The following is a 12,157-nucleotide window of genomic DNA, read 5'->3' on the forward strand; positions in this document are numbered from 1 at the left end:
GACATGCAACAAGAATGGCATCACATGGTGGATCATATCGGCAACTTCCTTGCACCGAGCATGGCGAAAGATCACCCGAACCTCCCCGTCGTCAAAGCGGAAGGTTGTTATTACTACGGTGTCGATGGCAAGCGCTATTTGGATTACACGTCAGGTATTGCGGTCGAAAACGTTGGTCATCGCCACCCGAAAGTCGTCCAAGCGATCAAAGACAGTGCGGACCATCTGATCCATGGGCCTTCCGGCGTCATCATTTATGAATCCATTTTAAAACTGGCAGCTGAACTGCAAAAAGTTTTGCCGTCCGGACTCGACAATTTCTTTTTTGCAAATAGTGGAACAGAGGCCATCGAAGGCGCTCTTAAACTGGCAAAATATGCGACGAAGCGTCCTTATGTCGTGTCATTTACCGGCTGTTTCCACGGACGTTCCATGGGCGCATTAAGCGTGACGACGTCAAAAAGCAAATACCGTAAACATTTACAGCCTTCTTGGCTTGCTTATCAACTCCCCTACGCGTTACCGGAATATCTTCCAGAAGGGGCAGATCCGGAAGTCTTCTTCCCTGAGAAACTGGAACAGGATGCCAAGAAATTGTTCAACCATCAAGTAGATCCGGAAGAAGTCGCTTGTATGATTATCGAGCCAGTCCTCGGTGAAGGCGGCTATATCATTCCGCCAAAAGCGTGGTTAAAAAAGATCCGCGAAATTTGTGACCGTCACGGCATTTTACTCATTTTTGATGAAGTTCAAACCGGTTTCGGACGTACGGGCAATTGGTTTGCTGCGCAAACATTCGATGTCAAACCGGATATTATGGCCATTGCAAAAGGAATTGCCGCAGGACTGCCACTGAGTGCCACGGTTGCTTCGAAAGAACTGATGGACCAATGGCCGCTCGGTGCACATGGGACGACATTTGGAGGAAATCCAATCGCCTGCTCCGCTGCCCTCGCTTCACTTGAAGTAATGAAAGAAGAAAAATTATTGGACAATGCAACAGCGATGGGTTCTTATGCGAAAGAACGCCTGCTTGAGTTGAAAGCAAAACATCCGGTCATCAAAGATATCCGCGGTGTCGGCCTCATGCTCGGTATTGAGCTTTGGAATCCTGAAACAGGCGAAGCGGACGGCAACGCCGTTATGGAAGTGCTCGACCTCTGTTTGGAAAAAGGCGTCTTGTTCTATCTTTGCGGGAATTCCGGTGAAGTGATCCGGATGATTCCACCGCTAACGATCACGAAAGAACAAATTGATGAAGGTTTAACGTATTTGGATGAAGCATTGCAAGAGTTTGGAAATAGATGAATGCTCTTGCACTTCACTATTGACAATAAAAACGACATGAATAGGAGCGAAACATTATGAAAAAATGGTCAGGAATTGCCCTCCTACTCGTCCTTGTGATGAGTGTATTGGCGGCATGTGGCGCGAAAAACGAAACGAATGGTGACAATGCAAACACTGACAACTCATCAGGAGCAGATGCGAAAAAAGTGCTGAAAGTAGGAACGTCCGCGGATTATCCGCCTTTCGAATATGTAGACACAGCGAAAAGTGATGAAATCATCGGATTTGACATTGACTTGGCGAAAATGATTGCAGATGAGCTTGGTTATGAATTAGACATTCAAGACATGGATTTCAACGGATTGATTCCGGCACTTCAAGCGAAAAGTATCGATTTCGTCATTGCAGGGATGGACGGTGACGACGAAAAACGGAAGCAAGTCGTTGATTTTACAGAACCGTATTTCACAGCAACAAACTACGTCCTCTTCAAAAAGGACAGCAGCTTCAAATCAGCTGAAGATTTAAAAGGCAAAAAAGTTGGTGCACAAACAGCAACGATCCAAGAAAAAAGTGCAACAGCCTTGCAAGATCAGTATGGCTATTCCGTTGAATCACGGGATCGTGTACCTGATCTGATCCAGGAGATCAAATCAGGTCACTTAGATGCAGTCGTCCTACAAAACGCTGTTTCCATGGGCTACTTATCTGCCAATGAAGACCTTGCTTATTTTGAATTGCCGGAAGAGCATAAATTGCAGCTGTCCATCGCATTCCAAAAAGATAGCGAGCTTACACCTGAATTCAACAAAGCATTAAAAGAACTAAAAGATTCAGGGAAAGTGGACGAATTGATCACAAAATGGTTTAACCAATAATTTTAATCTGTAGAGAGAGGGTTAAGACTTATGAGCTTGGACTTTACCCAAATTACCTCCTCGATTCCTTATATTTTACAAGGAATCGGGGTCACTTTAAAAATCGTCGGCATCGCAGCCCTCATCGGTTTTTTTCTAGGTACATTATTAGCAATTTGTAAAATCGGCAAAGTGAAGGCACTCGCTTGGTTAGCGGATATCTACACATCCATTTTCCGTGGAACACCGTTAATTTTGCAGTTATTATTGATCTATTATGGGGTTCCCCAACTGTTCGGCATCCAAGTCGAAGCGTATATCGCAGCCATTTTGGCATTCGGCCTCAATTCCGGTGCTTATATTTCCGAAATTATCCGTGCTGGTATTTTAGCCGTCGATCGAGGTCAACTAGAAGCGTCAATGGCGCTAGGCATCCCCTATGGCAAAATGATGAAAGACATCATTTTACCGCAAGCTGTGAAAAACATATTGCCAGCTTTGGTCAATGAATTTATCACCCTGACGAAAGAATCGGCGATTGTTACCGTTATCGGGATCATGGACATTATGCGCAGATCTTATATCGTCGGAGGCAACACTTACCGTTATTTTGAATCATTGATCTTTGCAGGATTTGTGTATTATATTATGGTCGTTGTGCTGACGATGCTCGGAAAACTGATTGAAAAGAGGATGAGTAGAAGTGATTAAAATCCAAGACCTCCATAAATCTTTCGGCAAAACCGAAGTATTGAAAGGCATTTCGACAACGATGAACAAAGGAGAAACGATCGCCATCATCGGTCCTTCCGGTTCCGGGAAATCGACGTTTCTTCGCTGTATCAACTTGCTTGAAACACCGACAAGCGGACAAATTTGGGTCGGAGAACAAGAAGTGACAAACCCGAAAACCGATATTTCCAAAGTGCGTGAACGAGTCGGAATGGTGTTCCAGTCGTTCAATCTCTTCCCCCATAAAACAGTGTTGGATAATATTACATATGCACCGATCACTGTCAAAGGGATGGCCAAAAAAGAAGCCGAAGACATCGGACGGGAACTATTGAAAAAAGTAGGATTGGCCGACAAAGAACAAGCTTCCCCTAAACGGCTATCAGGGGGTCAAAAACAACGGGTCGCCATCGCACGGGCATTAGCAATGTCCCCGGAAATGATGCTATTCGATGAGCCAACTTCCGCACTGGACCCTGAAATGGTAAAAGAAGTACTGGAAGTTATCAAATCACTCGCAAAATCCGGCATGACGATGGCCATCGTCACCCACGAAATGGGCTTTGCCCGGGAAGTCGCAGATCGCGTCCTATTTTTAGACGGCGGAAAACTCGTCGAAGACGCTCCCCCTGCCGAATTCTTTTCCTCCCCGAAAAGCCAACGCGCAAAAGATTTTTTGGAGAAAATATTATAAATCTAAAAAGCCAACATTCCATTTTATTTCGGGTGTTGGCTTTTTAGATTTAACCATTAAATCGCTCTGCTCTGGCTGTAAGACAGCTATAGGACCCTCGCGGACAATCCAGAAATCTTGTCGCATAGTTGGATAGACGGATAACAATTAGAACGAGCTATCGGAAAGTTCAGGAATCCTGTTAAACAGTCTTCCTTCGTCGTCCCACAATTTCACTTCACCATCAATCAGTTCCTAAATTCTGTTCATCTCCCCAAGCGTACTCTCGCAACAAGAAAAAAGCGTTGACCCTGTGATGGATCAACGCTTTTTATTCAGACAATCAAATCCGTGATAATAATCATAATTAGTGATGTAGCCCATGCCAATGTCGTCGGTACAGACCAGACGAGGAGTTGTTCTTTTGCATCTTTGATCCCTAGTGAACGGTTGACGACCCAAAACAGTGTATCACTATAGTAAGAGAATACCATTGCCCCAAGTGCAGCCGCCTGCGCAGCGAGCGTCATATTGACATCTGGCAAGTTCATCAGAATAGGTGCTGAAATGGATGCCGCTGTGATCATTGCAACGGTTCCACTACCTTGAATTAGACGTACAAGGGAAGCTACGATGAATGGAATCAAAACAGCCGGAAGTGGTAATGTCGCCACAAGTTCTGCGATATAATTACCTGCACCACTTTCACGAAGCACATAACCGAATGCTCCACCAGCACCCGTAATAAGCAAAATAACACCAGCGCTATTCATACCTTCTTCCATACGGCTCAATGTATCTTCACGTTTCATGCGACCAGCTAGCGCATAGATTGCGGCAATTACGGCTAGTCCTACTGCAATAACCGGTTGTCCTAGGAAGATAATATAATCGTACAAACCACCTGTAAGTTCCATTGCAGAAAGTGTTGTATTCAAAAAGATCAAGACAATCGGTAACGCAATTGGCAAAATGGAACGGAATAAAGAAGGAAGCTCTTTATCTCTTTCCTTTGAAAGCTCCACAAAATCTTCGAACGTGAAATCTTTGTCAGGACGGAAAAAATCTGTTCCATCCTCTGTCGGAATTTGGTGAATTCTCTTCCCGAGCCACTTTCCGTAAAACACACCGACAAGCATTATCGGAATCGCAAAAATCAAACCGTAAATGATCATTTGCCCAACGTCTACATTGAATATTCCGGCAACGCCGAGCGGACCTGGAGTCGGTGGAACCGCATGGTGCGTTGCAGCTGCCCCAATCGCCAATGGAATCCCAAGAGCGACAACTGATTTTCCTGTTTTTCTAGCAACCGATTTAATAAGCGGCGTTAAAATGATGAATGTTGAATCTACAAAGATCGGAATCGCAACGATATAGCCTGCAAGCGCCATTGCCCATTCCTCTTTCTTTCTACCAATCGCACGAATCAATGCATAGGCCAATCTTTCCGCAGCCCCGGATACTTCCAAAAGGCGGCCCATCATAACCCCAAACCCAATAATGATACCAATTGAACCTAATGTACTACCAAACCCACTGATGACAGCGTCTGATACACTTTTAGGTGTCATCCCGCCGATCAACCCCGTGACTGCAGCCGCTATAATCAGTGCTAAAAATACATGAATTTTCGTTTTTACAACAAGGAATACTAGTAAAATAACGCCAATTATCAGCCCTAAAATAATTTGTGTCTCATGTGACATCCCCTGTAACCCCTTTCAATTTAGAACGATGAATCGAGGGGAGGTATTCTCTCCCCCCTATCATCCAATGGACTTAGAGTGATTCTCTTGTGAATTTTGGTGCATACTCAGCTGCAAGTTTAATACATTCATACATGCTAACTTCTGATGCGATATTTTTCCATGCAATGTCAAATGCTGTACCGTGGTCAACAGATGTACGAAGGAATGGAAGTCCATTTGTAATGGAGATGGTACGGTGGAAATCCGTCATTTTTGCTGCAATATGACCTTGGTCATGGTAAAGGGAAAGAACAGCATCGTATTTTCCATTCAATGCTTGGAAGAAAACGGAGTCCGCCGGAACCGGCCCATATGCATCAATGCCATCCGCTTTTGCTGCTTCCACACCCGGTTTGATTTCCACCACTTCTTCATTCCCAAATAGGCCGCCCTCACCTGCGTGCGGGTTCAGACCTGCAACGGCCAATTTACGATTTTCAACGCCGAGACGTTGAAGCGCTTTGTCACAACGAATTAAGTAATCATGTACACGTTCTTTCGTCATTTGCGTGATCGCTTCCGCAACGGATACATGACGAGTTAAGAAGAAAATACGCATCCCATTTACTTGGAACATCGTAAGCGGGTCCGGAGTGCCGCCTAAGTCTTCCAGCATTTCTGTATGCCCGATATAAGGTACATTTCCAGCTTTCAAGGATTCTTTGTTAATTGGTGTTGTCGCAAGAGCCTTCACTTCATCAGCCATTGCCAATTCAACTGAACGTTTAATGTAGGCAAATGAGGCTTGACCATTTGAAGCCGAAACTTGACCAGGCTCGAACGCTTCCATATCGATATTCGCTAAATCCAACAAGTCGATTGTGCCGTATTCGTAAGCCCCTTCCGCTGGTGCATTAATAACATTGACATTCAAATTCACACCCGTTACCTCGATCGCTTTGCGAATAATATTGGCATCTCCTACAACAAGCGGTTTACATAGTTCGTAAAGTTCTTTTTTCGCCAACGATTTCACTGTAATTTCCGGGCCGATTCCTGCCGCGTCACCCATTGGGATTGCAATAATTTCTCGAACTGTTGTCATGTTCAAACACTTCCTTCATGATTATTTGATTTTAAATAATTGACACATGTATAAATCGATTGCTTTTCCCCAACCGTTCCACCTTTTGTCACAACTGGAATTCCATCGAATGTGCCACCGATGAATTTTCCATATGCCGCACGCGGCATCACTTCATCTTTCAAATGGATGGCTTCTGCTTGACTGACCGCGCATAATGCGGCTGTCACATCCCCTCCACTTGAGTATGTCCCATTGATCTTTCTCTCACTATGGAGGACGACATTATGGGTGATGTTCGCAAGCCCCACCGTAATTCGCTTCGCCAGTTCCTCCCTTGTCGTCCCTTCACCTTTTGCGATTTCCGACAAAGGAAGGACTTTCGCGGTCGGGGAATGCGTTGTAATAATGAGTAACTCTTCCGTTTCCAATTTGCGAAGCGCTTCTTCAGTCGCCCGTTTCACCTCACGATCCCATGAGGTCGTCATCGAAGCTAACGCTTGAGCGTTCACATAAATCGGTTTTGCGTTTGTTTTATCGACTAAATAATGAATTTGCCGCCCCGTTATCGGGGTTACACTACCAATGGTGAGAATCCACTTGCTTTCCTTGACATCTTGGCTAGCGATCAAACGGCCATACGCCGCAGAAAGTGGTCCCGGGTCTACCGGAATAAATGACTTTCCGCCGATTGCGACCATCGATTCTGCAATATGTTCGATCTCTTCGTTCGTGACGGCATCGACGACGATAATTCGCTTGCCTTCAGCGATTAACCGCTCCATCGCGGGCTGGATACATGCTGTCCCTTTCAAGACGATACCCAAACCGATATGGCCGATCGAATACTTACTTTGTTCCGCCACAATGTCCGGCACATACGAGTTGCTGATTGGATTCATCGGATCTTTTGCAACATCCGTCTCTTGGACAGGCACGCCCTCCACTAATAAATACCCCCCGGAAGTGACGCGTCCGGAATCGGGATAAGATGCGACCACTACCGCGATACTGTCAGGACCGATCGCCTCTAATATGGCGTCTGTTTCCGAACCCAAATTTCCACGAATCGTACTATCTATCCGTTTTGTAACGACGTCGGCGCCCCATCCTTTCAATTGCCGATAGGCATCCTCCACCCGTGCTTTCGCCATTTCCGGCTCGACATACCGGCTATCTGTGTCAACACTAATGGACGTAAACTGATCCGAATTCGGGACTTTCCCTCCGAAAACGACTGTAGCGCTTACAAAACCAACTTTCGAGAGTAGTACGCCTGTAGCATTAGCTCCTGTAATATCGTCTGCAATGATTCCTATCTTCATATTGACACCTACTTCGCTATGATGAGTTCCGTATATTGTGCGTATTCATCTACTAATTCTGGCGAAATCTGTTGATCTGTAATCATTTTGGTAATGCTTGTCAACTCGCACACTTTCGAAAACGCTTTTCGATTGAATTTGGATGAATCGGCAACTAGAAAAGTTTTTTCAGCTGCGTTTATCATGGCTTTTTTCACTGCAGCTTTTTCCAATGTAGGCGTTGTCACACCGATTGTTGGATGTACGGCATGGGCACCAAGAAAGAATATATCGACATGCATCTCACTGAGTGTTAATTCAGTCAATGAGCCATACAATGCACCGATGTCATTTTGAAGACGTCCCCCAACAACAATTGTGTCAAGTTTACTATTCATAAGTTCCACAGCAATTTTAATGTCGTTGGTAATGACCGTTAGATTCTCCCGATGCTTTAAAATTTTCGCTATTTCCAATGTTGTCGTACCGGAATCAAGGAGAATCGTCATATTTTCTTTAATCAATGAACTGGCTTCCAACGCGATGAGTTTTTTCTGTTCTACCGCTTGACCTGACTTCGACTCATAAGATTGCTCATGGATGAGCGCCTGAGGTAGCACGGCTCCCCCATGTGTCCGTATAAGTTTTCTTTCCTTCTCTAATGCATCCAAGTCTCGACGGATTGTCATTGGCGTTACAGACAACTCGTTTGACATATCAACAATGTCAATCTTCCCATGCATATCTAAAAGTTGAAGAATATGCTCCTTCCGTTCCCGGGGCAACATCACAAATAACCACCTTATAACTTGTAATTAGTTTGTCATAATGTTCGTTTCAAACATTATTATGTTACTTACAAACAAATTAGTCAATAGTTTTGTTCTAAATTATCAAACCTATCCGATTTTTAGTATTCTAAAATAATAGTTAGCCATAAAAAAAGCACGATCCTACACGGTAGGATCATGCTGTTGACGTCATTATTTAACAGTCCTTGCATTGAATGAATTCAGGACGGTATGCATACACGTCCTCTTCTTTCGTTTACTTTCCTCTATGAAATTAAACAGGATTTCATTGTACTTTTCTTTTCGTTCCAAATTGGGTAAATGGCCGCATTTATCGAAAATGATCACTTCCGCTTGCGGCATGAACCATTTCGTTTGATAAATACTATAAAGCGGAATGACTTCGTCATACAGACTGCCGATCAGTAAAGTCGGCACTTTGACGAATGGCAACATCGGTAAATAATTGGATTGAATAGCCGATTGGGAAGAGGCAATATAAGGTTCCGATCTGATGACGAACATGCTTTTCGCTTCTTGAATGAGCTCCGGTGTTTTTTCGTATAGGCATCTTGTCGCCGTCAATGTTATATATTCATCAAGCGTGAGCAACTGGAGATTTCTCATTCGTTCTTTCAAGGAAAGATAGCCGAACAAGTAAGGGGTGTATGAAAAAGTGTTCGATAAGATGATGGATTGCACCCGATCCGGTTGTTGACGATAAATTTCCTGTACAACAAGCCCGCCCATCGAAAGCCCGCAGAAATGGGCTTGCCGGATCTCCAATGTGTCTAGCAAAGCGCACACATCTTCCGCAAATTGAGCGATCGAAATCGTCTGGTCCTCTTCGGACTCCCCATGCCCACGCAAATCGGGTATGATGAGTCGATAATGTGCAGCCAGCTCATATTGGTACTGCCATGACTCCTTGATACTGCCCAATCCATGAATGAAAACGAGCGGGTCGCCTTGGCCAATATCCACATAATGCATATGCGATACCTCCATTAGGTTCCATACTTGATCACTCCGCGGAAGTCATTCACTTCAATTCTGTACCAATGAATGTCCAATTCGAATCAAATTCGTACATTTCAACTTCCGCCGATTCTGTTCTCCCCTGCTCCAATCGGATATTTCAGAGGAACACCGTCTATGACAACACAACACGCATCCTTGTTGCTTACGGTATTGCTTCGCAATTTTCCCATGCTGGCGGCGCAGTCAATCAAATATGTAAAGGCTTTCTTTACTATATGAATTTCAGCAGCGTTTCGTTCACTTTCCACCGGTTTATTAGGGAGAAAAAGGATACCATTTGCAACTTACATGCTTTCTTCATGTTATCCTGCCCATTAAACCGATGGACAAAACATCAATTTCTTCAATATAACGTCAAAAAGACCATCTCCTCTTATAAAGGAAACGGTCTTAGTGTGGTTAATGATTAAAATGCAGGGAAAGAAATATCCGCAAAATTTTCTTCTAAAAACGCGCGAATTTCCGGACCTGACAAATGTTTTGCCAATTTTTGAATCGCTTCGGAATCAGCGTTATCCTTGCGTGCAACAAGTGAAATCGGGAATGCCGATTCGCCTTCATCGATCAGCGAATCATTTACCGGTGTTAAGCCAAGTGGTTTTGCATATGCAGGCAGCATCGTTACCATGTCCACATCATCAATGGAACGAGCGAGCATCAAGAGATCGACTTCAATGATTTCAAGATTCTTTGGATTATCGATAATATCTTTTTGAGTCGCTTCCAGTCCGGCACCTTCTTTTAACGTAATGAGGCCACCTTTTTCCAGTAACTCCAACGCGCGGGCAAGGTTGGACGCGTCATTTGGAACAGCCACTTTTGCCCCTTCCGGCAGCTCTTCCACGCTTTGATAGCGGTTGGAATATGCTCCTAAAATCGCATGGTAAACCGGCTGAACGGCAACGAGCTCAGCGCCATTTGCTTCATTGAACTGTTCCATATAAGGAGGATGTTGGAAGAAATTCGCATCCACTTCTTTCGCGGCTAATGCACTATTAGGCTGGACATTATCCGAAAGAATGACAATTTCCATATCAATGCCTTCTTCTGCTAATAAAGGTTTGACAATTTCCAGCATATCTGTCATCGGAGGAATTAAAGATGCCACTTTTATTTTCGTAACTTCTTGTTTTCCAGTCGTATCCGGTGTTTCCGCCTTCTCTTTGCCACATGCTGAAACGATGATAGCCAGCATGGAAACTAGTAAAACTGTCAGTATTTTTTTCATATCTTTTACTCCTTTTTTAAGATCTTTTATCTAAACGTTTCGAAATAGCTGTGCCTGTTACTTGAATCGCTTGGACAAGAATGATCATCATAATAATTGTGAAAGTCATAAGTTCTGTTTCAAATCGTTGGTAGCCGTAGCGGATGGCAAAATCGCCAACGCCGCCACCCCCTACAATTCCCATTACCGTCGAGTAAGAGATGAAACTGATTGTCGCTGTCGTCAATCCGAACACAAGCCCCGACCGTGCTTCGCGATAAAGAAACTTGAAAATGATCTGGTTTTTTGTCGCCCCCATGGCGATGGCAGCTTCTGTAATCCCTTTCGGAACATCCAATAATGATTGTTCAACTAAGCGGGCATAATAAGCGATTGAAATAATCGACAAAGGGACAGTGGCAGCGATTGTACCAATTGCTGTGCCAACTACCCATCGCGTAAATGGGATTAAAAAGACAACAAGCAGCAGAAACGGAAACGAGCGTATGATATTGACTAATGTATCAAGAATTGTAAATAGGACTTTATTTTCATACAAATTTCCACTGCGGCTTAAATATAGATACGTACCAAGTGGCAAACCGACTAAAACAGCGGCAAGTATGGAGATACCGACCATGGTAAATGTTTGACCGATTGCCATCCAAATTTCTGATTGATAGGCGATGATTTTTTCCATTATGTGTGCACCACCGCAATTTTTCTTAAATCTTCAATGTAATGATCTTCATTCACCTGGATCCCTTGTGGCTGTATTGGAAAGCTATCGATCAGTTTCCCGTCTTTCATAATGGAGACATGATCGCAAATGCTTTTCACCACATCCATCTCATGTGTCACGATGACAATCGTTACATCTAAAGTTTTTTGGATATGTAGAAGGACTTGTAACACTTCGATTGTCGTTTTCGGATCAAGGGAAGATGTCGGTTCATCACATAATAAGACAGACGGATTATTCGCTAAAGCACGCGCAATAGCGACCCGCTGCTTTTGGCCGCCACTCAATTGTGATGGATACGCACGTTCTTTATCCAATAGCCCGACAAATTGCAAACATTCCGACACTCTTTTCTTACGTTCTTTTTTCGGTAGCCCCACTAATTCGAGCGGCATCGCGACATTTTCAGCAACCGTTCGATTCAGCACTAACTGAAACTGCTGAAAAACCATCCCGATGCTTTGCCGCGCCTTGCGTAACGCTTGCTCAGATAAACTCGTCAGTATTTTATCTCCAACCCGAACAGATCCTTTATCCGGCTTTTCCAAAAGATTCATCATACGGATTAACGTCGATTTCCCGGCACCACTTGTCCCTACAATCCCATGAATTTGACCTTTGGTAATCGTCAATGATAAAGGATGAACGGCTCTTACATCTTGGAAACTTTTCTCCACTTCTCTGAGCTCTATCACTCCAATTCCTCCTTTTCCTCATTCAATACTATACCACTAAAAGTAAATCA

12 protein-coding genes are annotated in these 12,157 nt (G+C 44.0%); 4 read left to right on the forward strand and 8 right to left on the reverse strand.

From position 1 onward, the window contains the following. The first annotated feature begins 3 nt into the window (after positions 1-3). Genes ACFPRA_RS04435 through ACFPRA_RS04450 form a run of 4 tightly spaced genes read left to right on the forward strand, consistent with a single transcriptional unit; the run spans position 4 to position 3,573 of the window. On the forward strand, positions 4-1,308 hold the full coding sequence (locus ACFPRA_RS04435; RefSeq protein WP_381434726.1) for an aspartate aminotransferase family protein: 1,305 nt from the start codon (positions 4-6) through the stop codon (positions 1,306-1,308). Positions 1,309-1,364: 56 nt separating this feature from the next. Next, positions 1,365-2,168 carry a transporter substrate-binding domain-containing protein gene (locus ACFPRA_RS04440; protein ID WP_381431141.1) on the forward strand — a complete coding sequence of 268 codons (804 nt, stop codon included), beginning with the start codon at positions 1,365-1,367 and terminating at the stop codon, positions 2,166-2,168. 30 nt (positions 2,169-2,198) lie between these two features. Next, positions 2,199-2,858: an amino acid ABC transporter permease gene (locus ACFPRA_RS04445; protein WP_239388396.1), complete on the forward strand. Its 660-nt coding sequence runs from the start codon at positions 2,199-2,201 to the stop codon at positions 2,856-2,858. Then, positions 2,851-3,573 (forward strand): amino acid ABC transporter ATP-binding protein, encoded by a 723-nt coding sequence (locus ACFPRA_RS04450; protein ID WP_381431142.1) that lies wholly within the window; start codon positions 2,851-2,853, stop codon positions 3,571-3,573. The genes ACFPRA_RS04445 and ACFPRA_RS04450 overlap by 8 nt, the downstream gene beginning before the upstream one ends. Before the next feature lie 314 nt (positions 3,574-3,887). Here ACFPRA_RS04450 and ACFPRA_RS04455 read toward each other — a convergent pair whose 3' ends face one another. The 8 genes from ACFPRA_RS04455 to ACFPRA_RS04490 all read right to left on the reverse strand — a co-directional run bounded on the left by ACFPRA_RS04455 (position 3,888) and on the right by ACFPRA_RS04490 (position 12,107). Continuing rightward, on the reverse strand, positions 3,888-5,261 hold the full coding sequence (locus ACFPRA_RS04455) for a GntP family permease (RefSeq protein WP_381431144.1): 1,374 nt from the start codon (positions 5,259-5,261) through the stop codon (positions 3,888-3,890). 73 nt (positions 5,262-5,334) lie between these two features. Continuing rightward, positions 5,335-6,348: a 4-hydroxythreonine-4-phosphate dehydrogenase PdxA gene (pdxA, locus tag ACFPRA_RS04460; RefSeq protein WP_381431146.1), complete on the reverse strand. Its 1,014-nt coding sequence runs from the start codon at positions 6,346-6,348 to the stop codon at positions 5,335-5,337. A gap of 2 nt (positions 6,349-6,350) precedes the next feature. After that, the gene (locus ACFPRA_RS04465; RefSeq protein ID WP_381431148.1) at positions 6,351-7,652 is read right to left on the reverse strand and encodes a four-carbon acid sugar kinase family protein; all 1,302 of its coding nucleotides are present in this window, start codon (positions 7,650-7,652) and stop codon (positions 6,351-6,353) included. Positions 7,653-7,660: 8 nt separating this feature from the next. Further along, positions 7,661-8,419, reverse strand: a complete 759-nt coding sequence (locus ACFPRA_RS04470) for a DeoR/GlpR family DNA-binding transcription regulator (RefSeq protein ID WP_381431150.1) — start codon at positions 8,417-8,419, stop codon at positions 7,661-7,663. 195 nt (positions 8,420-8,614) lie between these two features. Beyond that, complete coding sequence (locus ACFPRA_RS04475; RefSeq protein WP_381431153.1) at positions 8,615-9,415, reverse strand: alpha/beta fold hydrolase; 801 nt, start codon at positions 9,413-9,415, stop codon at positions 8,615-8,617. A 454-nt stretch (positions 9,416-9,869) separates the two neighbouring features. Next, positions 9,870-10,691, reverse strand: a complete 822-nt coding sequence (locus tag ACFPRA_RS04480) for a MetQ/NlpA family ABC transporter substrate-binding protein (protein WP_381431155.1) — start codon at positions 10,689-10,691, stop codon at positions 9,870-9,872. A 16-nt stretch (positions 10,692-10,707) separates the two neighbouring features. Continuing rightward, positions 10,708-11,370, reverse strand: coding sequence for a methionine ABC transporter permease (locus ACFPRA_RS04485; RefSeq protein WP_381431157.1), 663 nt, complete (start codon positions 11,368-11,370; stop codon positions 10,708-10,710). After that, a complete protein-coding gene (locus ACFPRA_RS04490; protein WP_381431159.1) occupies positions 11,370-12,107 on the reverse strand; it encodes a methionine ABC transporter ATP-binding protein in 738 nt (245 codons plus the stop codon). Before ACFPRA_RS04490 ends, ACFPRA_RS04485 begins: the two co-directional genes overlap by 1 nt. Between the last annotated feature and the right edge of the window lie 50 nt (positions 12,108-12,157).

It is taken from the genome of Sporosarcina soli (genome assembly GCF_042655805.1).
GTDB classification, from domain to species: Bacteria; Bacillota; Bacilli; order Bacillales_A; family Planococcaceae; genus Sporosarcina; species Sporosarcina soli.